Source organism: Bacillus sp. MMSF_3328, assembly GCF_030733525.1.
Lineage (GTDB): Bacteria > Bacillota > Bacilli > Bacillales > Cytobacillaceae > Bacillus_AB > Bacillus_AB infantis.
In genome coordinates this window covers 49023-68348 of record NZ_JASHIV010000009.1, presented here as the reverse complement: position 1 = coordinate 68348, position 19326 = coordinate 49023, and the positions used below count along the sequence as shown (strand labels likewise).

General features: G+C 46.5%; 17 protein-coding genes and 1 other RNA gene. 16 read left to right on the top strand and 2 right to left on the bottom strand.

Features of this window, described 5'->3' with window-relative positions:
• Positions 1–24: 24 nt before the first annotated feature.
• A complete protein-coding gene (eno, locus tag RBB45_RS15515; protein ID WP_009793079.1) occupies positions 25–1320 on the top strand; it encodes a phosphopyruvate hydratase in 1296 nt (431 codons plus the stop codon).
• A gap of 241 nt (positions 1321–1561) precedes the next feature.
• Here the strand turns inward: eno and RBB45_RS15510 are convergent, their stop codons facing one another.
• The gene (locus tag RBB45_RS15510; RefSeq protein WP_306009893.1) at positions 1562–2518 is read right to left on the bottom strand and encodes a nuclease-related domain-containing protein; all 957 of its coding nucleotides are present in this window, start codon (positions 2516–2518) and stop codon (positions 1562–1564) included.
• 250 nt (positions 2519–2768) lie between these two features.
• Between RBB45_RS15510 and secG the strand changes: the two genes are divergently transcribed.
• From secG to RBB45_RS15475, 7 genes are all read left to right on the top strand, one after another.
• The gene (gene secG, locus RBB45_RS15505; protein ID WP_009793081.1) at positions 2769–3002 is read left to right on the top strand and encodes a preprotein translocase subunit SecG; all 234 of its coding nucleotides are present in this window, start codon (positions 2769–2771) and stop codon (positions 3000–3002) included.
• A gap of 172 nt (positions 3003–3174) precedes the next feature.
• The gene (locus RBB45_RS15500; RefSeq protein ID WP_306009892.1) at positions 3175–3921 is read left to right on the top strand and encodes an alpha/beta hydrolase; all 747 of its coding nucleotides are present in this window, start codon (positions 3175–3177) and stop codon (positions 3919–3921) included.
• A 27-nt stretch (positions 3922–3948) separates the two neighbouring features.
• A complete protein-coding gene (gene rnr, locus RBB45_RS15495) occupies positions 3949–6291 on the top strand; it encodes a ribonuclease R (protein ID WP_148948926.1) in 2343 nt (780 codons plus the stop codon).
• A 115-nt stretch (positions 6292–6406) separates the two neighbouring features.
• Complete coding sequence (gene smpB / locus RBB45_RS15490) at positions 6407–6874, top strand: SsrA-binding protein SmpB (RefSeq protein WP_009793084.1); 468 nt, start codon at positions 6407–6409, stop codon at positions 6872–6874.
• Between the two features lie 176 nt (positions 6875–7050).
• Positions 7051–7409, top strand: a transfer-messenger RNA (tmRNA) gene (ssrA, locus tag RBB45_RS15485).
• 288 nt (positions 7410–7697) lie between these two features.
• Positions 7698–8156, top strand: coding sequence for a DUF2269 domain-containing protein (locus RBB45_RS15480; RefSeq protein WP_009793086.1), 459 nt, complete (start codon positions 7698–7700; stop codon positions 8154–8156).
• Positions 8157–8240: 84 nt separating this feature from the next.
• The gene (locus tag RBB45_RS15475; RefSeq protein ID WP_009793087.1) at positions 8241–9140 is read left to right on the top strand and encodes a helix-turn-helix domain-containing protein; all 900 of its coding nucleotides are present in this window, start codon (positions 8241–8243) and stop codon (positions 9138–9140) included.
• A gap of 37 nt (positions 9141–9177) precedes the next feature.
• Here the strand turns inward: RBB45_RS15475 and RBB45_RS15470 are convergent, their stop codons facing one another.
• Positions 9178–9717 carry a flavodoxin family protein gene (locus RBB45_RS15470; protein ID WP_306009891.1) on the bottom strand — a complete coding sequence of 180 codons (540 nt, stop codon included), beginning with the start codon at positions 9715–9717 and terminating at the stop codon, positions 9178–9180.
• A 130-nt stretch (positions 9718–9847) separates the two neighbouring features.
• On the opposite strand from RBB45_RS15470, the gene RBB45_RS15465 reads away from it, so the two are divergent.
• From RBB45_RS15465 to RBB45_RS15430, 8 genes are all read left to right on the top strand, one after another.
• Positions 9848–10174, top strand: coding sequence for a thioredoxin family protein (locus RBB45_RS15465; protein WP_306009890.1), 327 nt, complete (start codon positions 9848–9850; stop codon positions 10172–10174).
• 242 nt (positions 10175–10416) lie between these two features.
• A complete protein-coding gene (opuFA, locus tag RBB45_RS15460) occupies positions 10417–11373 on the top strand; it encodes an osmoprotectant update ABC transporter ATP-binding subunit OpuFA (RefSeq protein WP_306009889.1) in 957 nt (318 codons plus the stop codon).
• Positions 11366–12883, top strand: coding sequence for an osmoprotectant update ABC transporter permease/substrate-binding subunit OpuFB (gene opuFB / locus RBB45_RS15455; protein WP_101549508.1), 1518 nt, complete (start codon positions 11366–11368; stop codon positions 12881–12883). The genes opuFA and opuFB overlap by 8 nt, the downstream gene beginning before the upstream one ends.
• A gap of 143 nt (positions 12884–13026) precedes the next feature.
• The gene (locus RBB45_RS15450) at positions 13027–13179 is read left to right on the top strand and encodes a DUF1540 domain-containing protein (RefSeq protein WP_009793092.1); all 153 of its coding nucleotides are present in this window, start codon (positions 13027–13029) and stop codon (positions 13177–13179) included.
• Positions 13180–13350: 171 nt separating this feature from the next.
• Positions 13351–14910 (top strand): histidine kinase N-terminal 7TM domain-containing diguanylate cyclase, encoded by a 1560-nt coding sequence (locus RBB45_RS15445; RefSeq protein ID WP_306009888.1) that lies wholly within the window; start codon positions 13351–13353, stop codon positions 14908–14910.
• Between the two features lie 886 nt (positions 14911–15796).
• On the top strand, positions 15797–16942 hold the full coding sequence (locus RBB45_RS15440; RefSeq protein ID WP_306009887.1) for an ABC transporter ATP-binding protein: 1146 nt from the start codon (positions 15797–15799) through the stop codon (positions 16940–16942).
• Entirely contained in the window at positions 16935–18488 is a 1554-nt protein-coding gene (locus tag RBB45_RS15435; RefSeq protein WP_306009886.1) for a glycine betaine ABC transporter substrate-binding protein, read from the top strand. The genes RBB45_RS15440 and RBB45_RS15435 overlap by 8 nt, the downstream gene beginning before the upstream one ends.
• A gap of 374 nt (positions 18489–18862) precedes the next feature.
• Complete coding sequence (locus RBB45_RS15430) at positions 18863–19324, top strand: MarR family winged helix-turn-helix transcriptional regulator (protein ID WP_009793098.1); 462 nt, start codon at positions 18863–18865, stop codon at positions 19322–19324.
• Positions 19325–19326: the final 2 nt, after the last annotated feature.

Genomic DNA, 19326 nt, shown 5'->3' with positions numbered 1-19326 from the left:
CCCATTTTAAGGAGAGATTTTACTATGCCATTTATCCAGCACGTATATGCCCGCGAAGTATTAGATTCCCGCGGTAACCCAACAGTTGAAGTAGAAGTATTAACAGAATCAGGATTCTTCGGAAGAGCAATCGTTCCTTCAGGAGCATCAACAGGCGAGCACGAAGCAGTTGAGCTTCGCGACGGCGACAAGTCCCGCTACCTTGGAAAAGGTGTTCAAAACGCAGTGGACAACGTAAACAACCTGATCTCAGAAGCGATCATCGGCATGGATGTAACTGACCAGGTCGGAATCGACCGCACAATGATCGAGCTTGACGGTACTGAAAACAAAGGCAAATTGGGCGCTAACGCAATCCTTGGCGTATCCATGGCTTGTGCGCACGCTGCAGCTGAATCTGTAGGCCTGCCATTATACCGTTACCTTGGCGGATTCAACGCGAAGCAGCTTCCAACTCCAATGATGAACATCATCAACGGCGGATCACATGCTGACAACAACGTTGACTTCCAGGAATTCATGATCCTTCCTGTAGGAGCTCCTACTTTCAAGGAAGCGATCCGCATGGGTGCTGAAGTATTCCACGCGCTTAAGAAAGTTCTTTCAGGCAAAGGCCTTAACACAGCAGTCGGCGACGAAGGCGGATTCGCTCCAAACCTTGGTTCTAACCGCGAAGCACTTGAAGTCATCATCGAAGCAATCAAGAGTGCCGGCTATGAGCCAGGCAAAGACATCCTTCTTGGCATGGACGTTGCTTCTTCTGAGTTCTACAACAAAGAAACAGGCAAATACGACCTTGCAGGCGAAGGCCGCACTGGCTTATCTTCAGAAGATATGGTTAACTTCTACGAAGAGCTGGTAAACGAATTCCCAATCCTTTCAATCGAAGACGGACTGGATGAAAACGACTGGGAAGGCCACAAGCTTCTGACTGACCGCATCGGCGGAAAAGTTCAGCTTGTCGGAGATGACCTTTTCGTAACAAACACTAAGAAGCTTGCACAAGGTATCGAGCAGGGCGTTGGCAACTCCATCCTGATCAAAGTGAACCAGATCGGTACACTGACTGAAACCTTCGAAGCAATCGAAATGGCTAAGCGCGCAGGCTACACTGCAGTTGTATCCCACCGTTCAGGTGAAACAGAAGATGCCACAATCGCTGACATCGCTGTTGCAACAAACGCAGGCCAAATCAAAACTGGTTCTATGAGCCGTACTGACCGCATCGCGAAATACAACCAGCTTCTTCGCATCGAAGACGAGCTTGGCGATCTGGCTGTATATGATGGACTGAAATCTTTTTATAACCTGAAGAAGTAATTCTTTTTTGGGGGAGACACCAGCCTTTTGGGGCTGGTGTTTTTTTGGGTTTTGGTTTTTCGAGCTGATGCATGGTACCTGATTGGAGTTTAGTGGCCGCGCTCAGGGCTAGTTGCTAATAAAATCCAAAAGTTGCTAATATATCCTGAAAGTTGCTAATAAAACAAAAAAGTTGCTAATAAATTTGAAAAGTTGCTAATATACGGAAAAAGTTGCTAATAAACGCTTTTTACCCATTCCATCAATCTGCTGGTGCGCTGTATTTGCGCCCTTTTCCTCTGCCTGAGACCACTAAATTTGAGCTTGCTAGTATATTTGAAGCTGTATGGACGGATTCCACCCCCGCAAACTCCCGAAATCTCCCATTCGTAATCTCCTTCCCAAACAAAAGGAAGTAGTCCTTCAAAGCTGCGATATGCGCTGACTTGTCCTTCAACCCGCATTTCGGGCAAAGCCACGTACCATATACCCTTATAACCGGAATATGGCCGCAGCCGCCGCAATGGACACCCATCCTCACATTCTCCGGGCTGACTCTCATCCTGGACAAAATATCAATTTTTTCAGGTGTATGGTGTTTGATCAACAATCTAGAGGTTTTTCTCAGCTCTCTCGCATCCAGGAGCGCTTGTGGATAGCGGCCGCTCGAGTCTTCTATCTTCCCAAGGAGGCGATGGCTGTGGATGACCGTTCTGCTGATGGCTGGGGAGTTCGCTTTTAGGACAGTGGATGGTTTGCTGATAACAACGAGGGCTTCGACGGGGAGAGGGATGCTGCGTTCCGCAAACCAGCGGGCCAGCTGTTTTTTATGATGTTCTGCCTGAGCGATCGGATCGGGGAAGCCTTCTTCTTTTTCATCCTGGGTGCGGATCATCTGGCTAAATTGCTTATCGAATACAAGGGTGCCAAGTATGTTTTTAACCTCCAGGATTAATGCAAAATGAGCATGCAAGACAAGTAGATCAATTTGAAAAAAGCTCCCGGACAGGCCGAGCCGCAGATCATGCAGTACCAGATACTCTTTTTCCGGCAGCATCTGCAAATAATAATCCAAAGACAATTCACCATAGTAGCCCGCCCAGCGTTTCGCAAGATCTTCCTTAACACGGTGCCAGTCAGGACTCCCTTCCTCCAGCCGGCGCAGCAGAGCTTCCAGGGCTAAAATCCTCTCTGGTACTGTTAATTCTTTAACAATCATATCTTCCTCCTTATAAATGTATTATTTAATTATTTCGTCCCCCATGTCCTGTCCTCCTTCTTGAGCTGCTAACTAAATCCCCCACACCCAATGCTCCTTCCTCCACGTGCTCCAATTCATCCGGCACCGTCTTTTCCCTTCTCAAATAACACCCGCTCAATCTTCCGCAAACCAACATTGCTATTGTCCAATCCGCCAAAATATGATAAATTAAGAATAATGTGATTGTACGTTTCAGGAGGTGGACTTCATGTACACATTATTAATTACGCTGTTGATTATTGTTTCAGTTGCTCTTATAGTTGTTGTACTTCTTCAATCAGGAAAAAGTGCGGGTCTTTCCGGCGCGATTTCAGGAGGTGCCGAGCAGCTTTTCGGCAAGCAAAAGGCGCGCGGGCTTGATCTTATACTCCACCGTGTGACGATTGTGTTATCTGTACTGTTTTTTGTTTTAACAATTGCTGTCGCTTATTTTGTAAAATAATAAAGCTGCTGCCTGGCCCAGAAGGTCAGGTTTTTTATTTGCCGCTAAACGGAATATTTTTCCTGCAGCTGCCGATAAGCCGTTTTAGTGGATTGTTGGGCGCGGCTTTGCTAAAAATAAGGAAGCTGAACTTATCAAAGAAATCATTTACATAGCAAAAGGAGTTTTCAAAATGAAGATTGTTGCACCGAAACCATTTACCTTTGAAGGCGGAAAAAGGGCTGTCCTGCTTTTGCACGGCTTTACAGGCAATACTGCGGATGTCAGGATGCTTGGACGGTTTTTGCAGACCAAGGGGTATACCTGCCATGCGCCACAGTATAAGGGACACGGGGTGCCGCCTGAAGAGCTGGTCCATACCGGGCCTGAGGACTGGTGGAAGGATGTTATGGAAGGCTATGAGCTGCTGAAGGGACAGGGCTATGAAGAGATTGCAGTTGCCGGGCTTTCGCTTGGCGGGGTATTTTCCTTGAAATTAGGTTACACTGTTCCTATAAAGGGTATCGTTCCAATGTGTGCACCAATGTATATTAAGAGCGAGGAAGTCATGTATCAGGGCATCCTTCACTATGCCAGCGAGTATAAGAGGCTTGAAGGCAAATCCCCTGAGCAGATTGAACAGGAAATGGCTGAATTCAGGAAAACTCCGATGGAGACACTTAAAACGCTGCAGGAGCTGATCGCCGATGTGAGGAATCATGTGGATATGATCTATTCCCCAACCTTTGTGGCTCAGGCCCGTCATGATGCCATGATCAATACCGACAGCGCGAACATCATCTTCAGCGAAGTGGAGAATGATAATAAAAAGCTGAAATGGTATGAAGAGTCCGGCCACGTCATCACATTGGACAAGGAAAAGGATCAGCTGCATGAGGATGTATATCAGTTCCTGGAATCGCTGGATTGGACTGTTTAAATCCTTTATTTAGGAGGGATAGCATAGATGGAAAATAATATTAAGCAAATCGTGGATAAGCTTCTCCACTTTATGAAAGATGAAGCATATAAGCCACTGACCGTCCAGGAGATGGAAGAGGCATTCGGAATCGAGGATTCTTCCGATTTTAAAGACTTTGTGAAGGCCCTTGTGGTCATGGAGCAGAAAGGGCTTGTTGTCCGGACACGGAGCAACCGCTACGGCCTGCCGGACAGGATGAATCTGATCAAAGGTAAGCTGTCCGGCCATGCAAAAGGCTTTGCTTTTGTCATTCCTGAAGAGCCCGGCCTTGATGATATCTTTATACCGCCGAATGAGACGAATAATGCTATGCATGGCGATATTGTCCTTGCAAGGGTTTCTTCTGAATCTTCCGGCCAGAGGCGTGAAGGGACGGTCGTGCGCATTCTCGAACGAGGTGTCCAGCAGATTGTCGGGACATATGTTGAAAGTAAAAATTTCGGCTTTGTGCTACCGGACGACAAAAAGTTCACCAGCGATATTTTTATCCCGAAATCAGCTTCTAAAGGGGCAATAGAAGGACATAAGGTCGTTGTCAAGCTGACGACGTATCCGGAGGGGCGCAAGAGTGCTGAAGGGGAAGTCCTTGAGATCCTTGGCCATAAAAATGATCCAGGCGTGGATATCCTGTCTGTCATCCACAAACATGGGCTGCCGATGGAATTCCCGAAAGAAGTGCTGGAGCAGGCGAATGATACACCTGACAGCATTGATGAAAGTGAAATCAAGAACCGGCGCGATCTCCGCGACCAGACAATCGTCACGATTGACGGCGCTGATGCGAAGGACCTGGATGATGCGGTAACTGTTACAAAGCTTGAAAACGGAAACTATAAGCTCGGAGTACATATTGCCGATGTGACGTATTATGTGCGCGAGAATACACCGATCGATCAGGAAGCGGAAGAACGGGCGACAAGTGTTTACTTGGTGGACCGGGTCATCCCGATGATCCCGCACAGATTATCCAATGGCATCTGTTCCCTTAATCCGCAGGTTGACCGCCTGACCCTTTCCTGTGAAATGGAAATGGACAGCTCCGGTGAAGTGGTTAATCATGAAATTTTCCAGAGTGTCATTAAAACAACAGAGCGTATGACTTATCATGACGTTAACAAGATTTTGACCGATAAAGACGAAGAGCTGATGAAGCGCTATGAGCCGCTTGTCCCGATGTTTCAGCTTATGGAGGAACTGGCAGCGGTGCTCCGCAAGAAACGGATGGGCCGCGGCGCCATCGACTTTGATTTTAAAGAGTCAAAGGTTCTTGTTGATGAAGAAGGAAAGCCAAGTGATGTCGTACTCCGCGAACGTTCCGTGGCAGAGCGCCTCATCGAGGAATTCATGCTTGCAGCCAATGAAACGGTCGCCGAGCATTTCCATTGGATGGATGTGCCGTTCATCTACCGTATTCACGAAGATCCGAAGGAAGATAAGCTGAGAAGATTCTTCGAGTTTATTACAAACTTCGGTTACATTGTAAAAGGCACGGCAAACTCTGTGCATCCGCGCGCCCTCCAGGAAATCATTGAAGAGGTGCAGGGTACACCTGAGGAAATGGTAATTTCGACCGTCATGCTGCGTTCGATGCAGCAGGCGAAATATGATCCTGAGAGCCTCGGCCACTTTGGGCTGTCGACTGAGTTCTATACTCATTTCACATCACCGATCCGCCGGTATCCGGACTTGGTTGTCCACAGGCTCATCCGCACCTATCTGATTGAAGGCGATTTAAGCCAGGCAACAAGAGAGCGGATGAATTCAAGGCTTCCTGATATTGCCGAGCATTCCTCCAATATGGAGCGCCGCGCGGTCGAAGCTGAAAGGGAAACAGATGAGCTGAAGAAAGCAGAATATATGGCTGATAAAATTGGCGAAGAATATGATGGCATCATCAGCTCAGTTACAAACTTCGGCATGTTCGTCGAATTGCCGAACACGATTGAAGGTCTGATCCATGTCAGCTATATGACGGACGATTATTACCGTTATGATGAACGCCATTTCGCGATGATCGGCGAGAAAACCGGCAATGTGTTCCGGATTGGCGACGAAATTACAGTACGCGTCATTAATGTCAACAAAGATGAGCGCTCCATAGATTTTGAAATCGTCGGCATGAAAGGCCCCCGGAAGCGTGATGACCGGGATGCGCCGCGAGTGTTCAAGACGGGCAGCACAGAAAAGAAGCCGCGCAGAGGCAAAGCCGGCGAAGGCCCAAAAGGACGCAGCGGCAGCTCGAAAGGCAAAAGCGGCGGACCTGCCCGGAAAGAGAAAAAGCACTTTGAAAATGCGCCAAAAGCCAAGCGTAAGAAAAAGAAACGCTAAAAAGCTGGAACCCGGAGAGCCATCCAAGTGGCTCTCCTTTCCGATATAGAGTCATGATTGTTGCTGGGAGAGATTTTTGTTAAAATCAGTGTAAGAGATTGAGGGGGAAATTCATATGCCAAAGGGAACGGGCAAGGTTATCGCCCAAAATAAAAAAGCGTATCACGATTATTTTATAGAAGACACCTATGAAGCGGGAATCGTCCTGCAAGGTACAGAGATTAAGGCTATCCGGGCAGGAAGGGTGCAGCTGAAGGATTCTTATGCAAGGATCATCAGCGGGGAGGTATTCCTGATCAACATGCATGTCAGCCCTTATGAGCAGGGAAACCGGTACAACCATGATCCGCTCAGAACCAGGAAACTGCTGCTTCATAATAAAGAAATCAGCAAGCTGATCGGCGAAACAAAGGAAGCCGGCTATTCTATCGTACCGCTGAAAATGTATTTGAAAAATGGTTTTGCGAAAGTTTTGATCGGCCTGGCCAAGGGTAAAAAGAATTATGATAAACGCGAAACCTTGAAAAAGAAAGAAGCAGGCCGGGATATTGAGCGGGCATTCCGCGAACGGCAGAAAATGTAAATCCAAGACTTAACAATTGATATCCGTGCTGTATATGATATAATAAGTATTGTAGCAGCGATGCTATCTGACTTACGCTCTTCTATTTCGAGCGCTCCTGGCGTCAAACCGAGTGGCAGAATAAGATTCGCACCGGCTCTCAGCGGAAATGATGCGTTATGCACATTGCCCAATATGGGGACGTTACGGATTCGACAGGGATAGTTCGAGCTTAGGTTGCGAGTCGAGGGGATCGGCCTCGTTAAAACGTCAAAGCCTATAACTGGCAAACAACAAAACAACTTCGCTCTAGCTGCCTAATAGCGCTAAGCGGTTCCTCCCTCCATCGTCCATGTGGTAGGGTAAGGGACTCACTCTAAGTGGACTACGCCGGATTCCACCGTCTGAGGATGAAGGAAGAGAACAACCAGACTAGCTGCACGGACGCCTGTCAGCAGGCATAAGATGCAGCGAAACGCAAATATGCTGACTACACTCGTAGAAGCTTAAGTGGCGATGTTTCTGGACGTGGGTTCGACTCCCACCGTCTCCACCATACATACTTTGGTGGATTAAATCTTAAATTACGAAGCCTGGATTTTCCTGATGGAAGATTCAGGCTTTTTTATTTGCTTAAAAAACCTCCATATATACCTTCTTCGCATAAGAAAACACATGCCAATTTCCTTATAAACGCCCTCAAGATAATGGTCGTTCATGTATATGACTCAATAAAATAGAGAAAATTATCCATTAAATTGGTAAGAAATGCTCATATTTTAACAAATCTGTATTATTATACAAGAGAGATATAAAAAATTTTGTTTGAAAGGGGAACTTATCTTTGACTTTTTATTCCATCCTGCTTACAGTGCATATCATTGCCGCAGTGTGCGGCCTTGGCGCTGCTTTTGCGCAGCCCATCATTTCAAAGGCTCCAAAAACGGTTTCACAGGCTAGGCTTTGTATTTCAATCAATGAGAGAGTAGAGAAGCTCGCAAAATACGGGAGTATTATACTATTGATCACCGGTTTGATTTTTGGAGCTTTGAATCCTGCTTTATTCAAACAGGTCTGGTATATCATTTCCATCATAATCTTTATATCTGTTCAGCCGATTGTAGCAGCAGTACTGCCGAAGAAAGTCAAAGCACAGCAGGAGCTTCTTGCTAATCATGAAGGCAAGGACGAATCACTGCCTGACTCTTACCACCGCATAAACAAAGAACAGCAGCCATTCACCTTATATACACACTTAGCAGCAGTTGTTTTGATTGTTCTAATGGTAATGAAGCCATTTTAATATGAGCTGACCGCGGATAAATCATTTCTATTTTGCTGGATTTATTGCTATTCTACAATAAAAGATAATCCAGGACGTGATAGTTTGAATATTTTTGGAAGCAATCTTGGGAAAAAAATTAAAGATTTAAGAGTTTCAAGAGGGCTTAAGCAGAGTGAACTGTCTGAAGGCATCTGCACACAGGCGCAGATCAGCAAGATTGAGCGGGGGGATATCATCCCGCTTTCTTCCACTCTTTATCTTATCGCCCGGAGGCTTGGAGTGGATATTTCCTATTTTTTCGGGATGAACGGCATTGCCAGCAATGAGTATGTTGAAGAAGTAATGACACAGCTGTATAATGCCCGGAAAAAGCTGGAGTATGACCAGGTAAGGGATATTGTTAAAGTCGAGGAAAAGAATCCTAGAATTCTGGAAAATCCCGAATACCATCAGGTGCTTCTCTGGAATAAAGGAATCTACACCTTTTACTTGGAAAAAGATTTTGAGAGAAGTATTTCAATATTGCAGGAAGCGATTGATCTTACCCATAAAAATGCTTCGATCTGGACGGAATCCGAGCTCGAGATTTATATCAGCATGGGCATTTTCCACTATGATATAAAAGAATTCCAGCAGTGCTATGATTTGCTGAAAAAAGCGTCTCAGGTTATTAAAGAGCTGCCGCAGCTGCAAAATAAGGATTTGAAAACTAAAGTACTGTATAATCAAGCAAGAAGCTTATGGGCCCTTCAACAATATAAAGAGGCAATAGAGTGCTGCTATAAAGGCATTAACTGGTGCGTGAAGGCGAATCTGCTGGACTATTTAGGGGAGCTCTATTATTATCTGAGCATAAGCTATGAAGGCTTAAAAGAATACAATCAGGCGATTGAGCACTATGATATAACAATTAGCATTTTTAAAGCGCAGAAGGATGATAGATTCGTTTCTTTCATTGAAGGCAAAATCGAGAATATTAATAAGTCAGTGAAGAAATCTTAGGAGAAAAGGACCTGCCCTCCCAGCAGGTCCTTTTCTATTATGAGCGCAATCCTTTATTCCAAGCCTCTGCTTTAGCCAGCGCAATCTGGTCTTCCTTCACCTCGCCGGGCTTGACGCCTGCGCCGATGATATAGTCTGCGAATTCCATGCCGACAAATTCAAATATGTATTCAAATTGCTGGATGAGCGGCAGTCCCTTGATTTTTGAGCTTGTGCCGCCTGTTACGGCTACATAAGCTTTTTTTCTGGCAAGCTCTTCTTTTAAATTAAAGCGCTCGTCGCGAAGATACTGTGACCATCTGTCAAAAAAATTCTTCATTGGGCCGCTCATACCATACCAGTACAGGGGAGTAGCAAACAGGATGACATCATGGCTGAAAATCAGCTCAATCAATTCGTCATAGTCATCGTGGACCGGATCAAAGCCGCCTTCAGCATGGCGCTGGTCGTGGATGGCTTCAATATGCTTATCAGCCAGGTGAACAACAGTATGGTCTGTTCCTTCAAGAATTTTTCCTGCCAAATATTCTGAGTTGCCATTTTTGCGGGTGCTTCCCAGCAAGCATAAAGTTTTCATCGTTACATGCTCCTCACTTGTGTTCTTTTATGCTTAAGTGTAACACGGAAATACCCTATTTTCGAAGGGAAGCAAGTTTGAGGATAAGCAGAAACGTTTTGTATATAATGAGGGCAGGAGGTTGATGAGAATGGCTAATATGATCAAAACAGAAAAAGAATTCAGGGAAATAATCGGCAGCGGGGAAACAGTGACTGTAAAGTTTTTTGCGGACTGGTGCCCGGACTGCAAACGGATGGATATGTTCATGCCGAGCGTGCTGGAGGAATTTCAGGAGTTTCCTTTATATGAGCTGAACAAAGACGAACTGCCTGATTTGGCTGCTGAATATAATGTGATGGGCATTCCGAGTCTGCTGGTATTCAAGAACGATGAAAAGCTCGGGCATCTTCACAGCGCAAATGCGAAGACACCGGAACAGGTATCAGAATACCTTGGCGAGTATTATAACAAATAAACAAATAAGTGCCGGGAGACTGCTCCCGGCTTTTTTACTTTTTGTAAGAGAACTGAGAATTGAAGCTGGCAGTGAAAAATGCTATGTTTGGAAAAATGGGCAACAGGGTAGGTAATAGAGTTAATGGAGTGAGGTGGTTAAATTTTCCTAGGTGCAGGAGCCGCAGACATTTCAAAAAAGGCAATAATAAAAATGGTGTTTATACATAAAGAGTAAACAGGACGATGAAAAGGAGAGAAGCCATGATAGAGTTTGAGGGTGTGACAAAAGAGTACCCCGGCGGAACGAAGGCGGTAGAGTCCCTGGATTTTACGATAAAGAAAGGGGAATTCTTCGTGCTGATCGGGCCAAGCGGGTGCGGGAAGACAACGACGCTCAAGATGATCAACCGGCTGATCGATCTCACGAAGGGAACGATCAGGATAGAGGGGAAAAGGATCAGTGAGTATGATATCCATGAATTACGATGGAGCATCGGCTATGTGCTGCAGTCAATCGCGCTCTTTCCGCATATGACGATCGAAGAAAATATCGCTATAGTCCCGGAATTGAAAAAATGGGAGCGGGAAAAGATCCGCAAGCGGGCGGCAGAGCTGCTGACTATGGTCGGGCTGGAGCCGGATGTATATTTGACGAGGAAGCCGAGCGAGCTTTCCGGCGGGCAGCAGCAGCGGATCGGTGTTATCCGTGCCCTCGCAGCCGACCCTGAAATCATTCTGATGGACGAGCCTTTCAGTGCACTTGACCCTTTAAGCAGGGAAAAGCTGCAGGATGATCTTCTGGATCTGCAGCGCAATATTAAGAAGACGATCGTGTTTGTGACGCATGATATGCAGGAAGCTCTTAAACTGGGAGACAGAATTTGCGTCATGAAGGAAGGGAAGATTGTGCAGCTGGCTGCGCCTGAGGAAATCATTGCAAATCCGGCAGATGAATTTGTGCGTGAATTTGTCGGTGCGCAGGCTGGAGCCGGCCGCGAGATTACAGCTGAAAAAATGATGAAAGCCGGATATGCCGAAAGTGTGTCTGCTGAAGCGGTCGCAGCTTCGGCCAGTTTAAAGGAAGTGCTGGAACTGCTGACTGACAGGGAAGAGATACCTGTTGAAAAAGACGGGACCATCGTCGGTTCAATCAGCCGCAGGGAAGCCATCAGGCATGTGGCGGGAAGCTTAGGAGAAAGGGGGGCTCTAATTGAATGATTTGGCCGGTGTTTTTAAAGAGAGGCAATCAGAGCTTTTCAGTGCACTCATTGAACATATACAAATCTCATTCATTGCGCTTTTCTTCGCTGTCCTGATTTCAATCCCGCTCGGAATTTATCTGACGCGGCATAAAAGAGCAGCTGAGGCAGTCATCGGCGTTACAGCGGTGCTGCAGACCATTCCTTCCCTCGCCTTGCTAGGGCTCCTTATCCCGCTGTTCGGGATCGGGAAAGTGCCTGCAAGCATCGCGCTGATCGTCTATGCACTTCTGCCGATCCTGAGGAATACGTACACAGGCATAAAAGAAGTGGAGCCTTCGCTTATTGAAGCGGCAAGGGCCATGGGGATGAACAGCTGGAAACGGCTTATTAAAGTAGAATTGCCTCTATCCATGCCAGTGATCATGGCAGGGATCAGGACGGCAATGGTCCTGATCGTCGGGACAGCAACGCTTGCAGCTTTGATCGGTGCAGGAGGCCTTGGAGATATCATCCTTCTCGGGATTGACCGGAACAATACATCCCTCATTGTACTGGGAGCAATCCCGGCAGCGCTGCTGGCCATATTATTTGACCTGCTGCTGAAAAGGTTCGAAAAGATTTCATTCAAAAAATCACTGATCCCGCTCGGGGCGATTGCCCTTGCAGCCATTGTCATCATGGTTCTGCCGTTTGTTTCAGGCAAGGGAGAAAAAGATCTCGTGATTGCCGGAAAGCTTGGCTCTGAACCGGAGATCCTGATCAATATGTACAAACTCCTCATTGAAGAGGAAACGGATATGAGCGTTGAATTGCAGCCAGGGCTTGGCAAGACTTCTTTTGTGTTCAATGCACTCCGTTCAGGTGATATTGATATCTACCCTGAGTTCACAGGAACAGCCATTTCGGAATTCTTAAAAGAAACGGCAGTGAGCACAGACCGGCAGGAAGTATATGAGCAGGCAAGGGACGGCATGTCAGAAGAGTTTGAACTGGAGATGCTGGAGCCGATGGACTATAACAATACATATGCACTGGCTGTGCCGGAAGAGCTGGCTGCACAATATGGACTTGAAACGATCTCAGATGTAAAAGCGGTTCAGCAGAATATCAACCCGGGCTTTACGCTGGAGTTTTCCGACAGGGAAGATGGCTACCGGGGTATTCAAAAGCTGTATGGCATAGAGTTTCCTAATGTGAAAACAATGGAGCCTAAGCTTCGCTATAGTGCCGTTGAAACCGGCGATATCAATATGGTGGATGCCTATTCGACGGACAGTGAGCTGGAAGCCTACAATCTGAAGGTGCTTGAAGATGATAAAAATCTGTTCCCGCCTTATCAGGGGGCTCCCCTTTTAAAGAAAGAGACGCTTGATGATCATCCGGAAATCGCGGATGCTTTGAACAAGCTGGCAGGAAAAATCACAGACGACCAGATGCGGGAAATGAACTATAAAGTCAATGTTGATGGAATGAGTGCTGAAGATACAGCCAGGGAATTCCTGAAAAATGAAGGGCTTATAGAGTAGCGGCATACTGAATCAGGTGACCGGCAGCCCCGCGGGTTCCGTTTAAAAGCGTTTAAAATGCCTCTATACGGGAATAGACTATTAAGTGCTACTTAATCAGAAACACTAGTCTCACTTTACAAATCTCACAGGAGGTGGTTAGAGTGGCACAGGATGTATTATGTGAAGTAGTCAATTGCAAGTTTAACCGCAACGGCAGGAAATGCGGGGCGGATGAGATTTTTGTCGGGGCGATCACCGGAAAGAAAGCGAGCACCAATGAAGAAACCGACTGTAAAACTTTTGAGCCTCAATAAGCACTATGGCAGCCTTGGATGAAGGCTGCCGCTACATAACGGCCTGCCGGACAAAAGTCCAGGCAGGTTTTTTCTGATTACAACTAAACAAAATTCCATCTTTCCGGTTTATATTCTTTTTCTATCCGGGTTATGGTACCATTAAAGCAAAAAATTAACCTGGTGAATATAATGAACTCAGATATTTTCAGCTATATGGTTCTGATCTCTGTATCCGGAGTCCTGACAAGCATTTTGGGCATGTATGCCTTTGCTAAAAGAAAGACCTTTTCAGCCGGCAAAACCTTTGTCTGGATAGCGGTTACCTCGGCCATCTACATATTCGGGCATGCTTTTGAACTGACAGCTGATTCGCTGGCAGAAATCAAGTTCTGGATTGCCTTTCAATATGCGGGCCTGCCCTTTATTTCCCCTATCACATTAGTCATGATCATGAGATTCACAGGTTTGGACAGATATTTGACCACCTTCAATCTTATTCTTTTATACACCATTCCTTTCATCAGCATGGTTATGGTGCTGACAAATGATTGGCATGGCCTTTTTTACACCGGATATCATCTGCACCGGGAGGGGTCATATCTGCTTGTAGATATGGATGTTGGCTTTTGGTATGTGATTCATGGCAGCTTTACCTTCGGCAGCCTTTTTGCAGGGGCTTGCATGGTTGTATGGTATTGGAAGAGGGCAGGATTCGCCTACAGAAGGCAGCTGATGACCATGTTCGCGGGACTGACGATCCCCATGACAGCCTCTTTCCTTTATTTAATGGGATATTCCCCTTACGGCATGGATCCTGTTCCGATGGTGATGTGCCTGACATCCTTTTTATATTTGCGCGCCTTTTTTATGGACAGGCTGACAGCCGCACCGATCGCAAAGGAACGGGTCTTTGAAAGCATGAGAGATGGGGTTCTCGTTTTTGCCCAGGATGATGGACTTGTGGACTTTAACCCGGCTGCAGAGGAAATGCTGCCAGGGCTTGATTCCAGCTCAATCGGTGAAAAGATGAAGGTAGTTCTCCAGCCGGCTGCAGCATATTCAGGGACCGGGGCTGATGGCGGCAGCTATTCCGGCATCCATAAGTTTGAGAGCGAGGCAGAAACTTATATCCAGATCCATTCTTTCCCGATAAAAAAAAGCAGCGGCGAATTGGCCGGTACTACGGTGATCCTCAGCAATATCACCCAGGAAGTACAGCTAAGGCAGAAACTGGAGGAGCTTGCTTTTAAAGATGGGCTGACAGGCATTTATAACCGGACCTATTTCATTGAGCAGAGCGGCAGGCTTCTTAAGGAAGCGGAAGCTGCCGGGGGAACCATGTCAGTCATTTTGTTTGATATCGATTATTTTAAGAATATCAATGATCAGTATGGACATCTGCAGGGCGATGAAGCGCTTCGGCATATAGCGCGGGTCAGCGGAAGCCTGCTGGGAGGAGGTTCAATTTTTGCACGCTACGGAGGAGAGGAATTTGTCATCTGCCTTCCTGGTGCCGATCTAGAATCAGCGGCTGATCAGGCAGAAAAAATCAGGGCCGGAATCGAAGAGGTTTTTCTGCCTTCTGAAACGGGAATGATTTCATTGACCGCGAGTTTTGGAGCGGCAGAAGCAGCACCGGGAATGACGCTCGAACGGCTGCTTCACAATGCAGACACTGCTTTATATCAATCAAAAAATGGAGGCAGAAACAGAGTTACATGCTGCGAATCACCTGTTTCCGTATCCTAGCCTGGCTGCCTTAATGGCGGCCTTTTTTGGTTTATTAAGCCGGGACTGAAATTGCGGTAAACGTGCTGGATTCCAACAAGGAAGAGCTGGCTGATGGTGATTAATTGGCAAATAAATGGCGTGGCGTGCAGATGAGGTAATGGCTGGTGAAAAAGAGTCTGTTTAGCAGGGGAGATATTCAATCGGCAGAATATTTGGCCGATTCGGTAGAATCCTTGCCCAATTTGGTAGAATATATGCTCAATTGGTGAAATTAAAGGCGGATTTGGTAGAATCCATGTCCGTTTGATTAAAAAACAATATATAAGCTGGCAGATATTGTGCTGTGTTTTTAAATCGCAGCTTCATTCACTAAGAAACCACAGAAAATTGAATTCAGCATCAAGTTAAAACAGTCGTTATTTCAAATAAATTTGAAAAACTGTGTCATTTATGTTTACAATTAATTAGAGATGGGTAAAAAGTTGGACTATATAAAGGAGGGAAGGCTACAAAGAATTATTGCTATTGGGATTTCATTTTTTTGCATCAGCCCTGTTTAGGGCAGGCAGCTCTGGCGGTCTCCACCGCATCATGCTGCTGAGTATTTGGGAACGGCGAACGCCTGCTCAATACATTGATTTGCTGAATCCGCGATTTTATGGCCAAAATCCTCAGCGCCATATAAGGCAAATCAATCTTTCAGGATCTACCTGTCTTTGAAATTCCCGCATTTATCTGCATCTGCTAATCGCAGAACTCTTGTCTAATACCATTTTGCAAATCCAATAGTATACACCTGGCTGCTTATGAAGCTACAGCCTGTTTTTTCTGTGCATTCATTCAAGCTGCCTGTTTTGGGCATGTTAAACCTAGCAGCACTACATAATGAAAGAGGCGTTGATTATTGATTACGTTTAAGCATGTAGGAAAGAAATATCCGGATGGCTTTGTTGCCCTCAAGGATATTGATTTCCATATAGAAGAAGGGGAACTGGTTGCCCTGATCGGGCCGAGCGGCTGCGGAAAGACGACAACCATGAAAATGATCAACCGGCTTATTGAGCCGTCCAGCGGCCAGATTTTTATCAATGGAGAAGACATATCCAAAAAGGATCCTGTGAAGCTGCGCAGGGATATCGGCTATGTGATCCAGCAGATCGGCCTGCTTCCCCATATGACCATTGAAGATAATATTACACTTGTTCCGAGGCTTAAAGGCTGGGAAAAGGAGCAGTACTCCGATAAAGTGGACGAATTACTGGAGCTTGTCGGCCTGGATCCGAAAGAATACCGGACCCGGTTCCCCGGCGAGCTGTCGGGCGGACAGCAGCAGCGTGTAGGCGTTATCCGCGCCCTGGCGGCAGAACCGCCCATCATCCTTATGGACGAGCCTTTCAGCGCACTGGATCCGATCAGCCGTGAGCAGCTGCAGGATGAGCTGGTCAAGCTGCAGGAAACCATCAAAAAGACCATTGTGTTTGTCACCCACGATATGGATGAGGCCATTAAAATCGCCGACCGGATTGCCATTTTAAAAGACGGCGAGATCATCCAGTTCGATACGCCGGAAAGAATTCTGCGTTATCCAAAGAATGAGTTTGTCAAAGGCTTCATCGGCGAAGACCGCCTGAATGATGCTGAGAACGGGCAGCCTGCTGCTGCTGACCTGATGCTCAGGAAGGTCATTACAGCGCGTCCCGGCAGAGGTCTGGCACAGGCGTTGAAAACGATGAAGACATATAAGGTTGACTCACTTTTTGTAGTAAATGGCGAGAATGAGCTCCTTGGCATTGCAACCATTGATGATGTCGAAAAAAATTACGCCGAGGAAGAAAAAACGCTTGGCGATATTATGAGCGCGAACTATCAGTCAGTACTCGTTGATGCACCTTATAATGAGGTTGCTGAGCTGTTTGCCAAAGGGTCCCTTTACATTCCCGTCCTTGAGGGCGGAAAGCTTGCCGGGCTTATCACAAGGTCCACGATGATGAGAGGCCTGGCGGGGATGAAAATTTCATCACCGGCTGAAGGGGGCACTATAAATGAATGATAATTTCTTTGTACTCGTTGTTGATATTTTTAAAAATAGATGGCCTGAAATTCTGGAAGCCCTTCAGCAGCACTTATTTTTGTCGGTTGTTTCCATTGTGATAGCAGCAGCGATATCCCTGCCTTTGGGTATCTTTATTTCGCGGAGGAAGAAGCTGGCTGAGCCGATCATTGGCATTACATCCATCTTCCAGACGATCCCGAGCCTTGCGCTGTTCGGATTCTTGCTTCCCCTGTTCGGGATAGGAAATGTAACGGCGATCATCGCCCTGACTGTGTATGCTTTGCTGCCTCTTTTAAGAAATACATATACAGGCATCAATGGTGTAGACCAGTCTGCCGTTGAGGCAGGACGCGGCATGGGGATGACAAGCAACCAGATCCTCAGGATGATTGAGCTTCCTCTTGCATTGCCGATCATTATGGCAGGCCTCAGGACAGCAGCCGTTCTGACAATCGGTGTGGCGACCCTCGCCGCCTTCATTGGGGCAGGCGGTCTCGGGGACTTGATATACAGGGGCCTTTCCACTGCCCGCAATGAGCTTGTGCTTGCAGGTGCGATACCGGCAGCCGTCCTTGCGATTGTGATTGATTTGATCTTGAAAAGAATTGAAATTGCCACCGACCCGCGCAGAGGCAGAAAGGTGAACTGGAAGAAGATCTCCTTTGTCCTTATTCCTATTGCTGCGCTGGCATTGTTCTTTGGACTCAGGGGCGGCAATGAGGAAGATACCATTGTCCTCGGCGGGAAGAGATGGACAGAGCAGTATATCCTCCCTCATATCCTTTCTGAATATATCAAAGATCAGACAGATTATAATGTCAGGGTGCAGGAAGGGCTCGGAGACACTCCAATCCTGACCCAGGCCCTCCGAAAGGGCGATATTGATATGTATGTGGACTATACGGGGACGGGTCTCCTGACGATCATGAAGGAATCCTATAACCCGGAGGACAGCCCTGAGGATATATATAACAAAGTAAAGAAAGGCTACAGCGAAGAATATCAGCTGGAGTGGATGGAGCCTCTAGGATTCCAGAACACATATGCCCTCGCAGTCAATCAGGAAACCGACAGCGAGTATGGTGCTGAAAAAATTTCCGACCTATCTCCTGTGTCCTCGGAGCTCCGATTTGGGGGTCCTGCAGATTTTTACGAGCGTGAGGATGGATTCACCGCTTTCACTGAGACATATAATCTCGATTTCAGCGAAAAGCGGACATTGGATGCAAACCTGATGTACTCCGCTGTACAGGAAGGGGAAGTAGATGCCATCCCTGCCTTTACCACAGACGGGCGGATTGTCCGCTTCGGCCTGAAGGTGCTTGAAGATGACAGGAAATTCTTCCCGCCATACTATGCAGCACCAATCATCCGCCAGGAAACACTGGCAAAATATCCAGAGCTTGAAGAAGTCATCAACAGGCTCGGCAACCAGATTTCCGAGGAAGAAATGGCTGAAATGAATGCCAGAGTCGACCTCGACAAAGAAAACCCGCGCGAAGTAGCAATCGACTTCCTGAAACAGAAAAACCTAATCGATTAAGTAAATAACAGAAAAAAGGGTACGGAATATTCTCATTCCGTACCTCTTTTTTTTGATTGTTCAACAGCCTTGGTTACATAAGCTAAACGAGTTTCAAAAACCTGTTGATTGCAGTGGAAGGCACGAAGACTCCTGCGGGATTGCAGCGCCGCCCCGCGGAAAGCGAAGTGCCTGTAACGGAAATCAACACCCCATAATAAGCAGATATCCAGAAAAACTCATTTTTACAGAAATAGTCTAATTATAGGAAATCCATTTGAGTTCAATTTTTACTCAAAAACTCCCCCTTGACAGAAAAATACAATTAAGATAAATTAGTTAAAGTGTTGAATTATTAAAGGGTAGAACTTTATAGCGGGAGAGGTGAATAATGCATGCCGCATGAGAATATAAAAGACTTAGTGGACCGGTACATATCCGTTTCCTTCTCAGTAAACAAGACGGGCGAAAACCTGGTAAAGTGCCAGCTCGGGGATGAACTGACAAATGACCAGCATTACACGCTCAGATACATCCACCATTCAGAGAACTGCACGTCAACAGAATTGGCTGAGGTGTTCGATGTCAAAAAAAGTGCGATCACGGCCATCATCAACAGACTGTTTGAGAAGGGCCTGATCGAACGGACCCGTGATGAAAAAGACCGCAGGGTCGTGTACTTGACGCTTTCTGAAAAAGGCAGGGAGCTTTTTTCGGAAACGGAAGAACGCATCAACAAGCTGGTTGAATCTTTTATCAAAAAATTTGACCAGCAGGAGATAGAGCAGTTTATCACAACCTATGAGAAACTGGGCAGTATTCTGCTTGAAATTAAAGATCAACAGGTGGAGGAATAGGC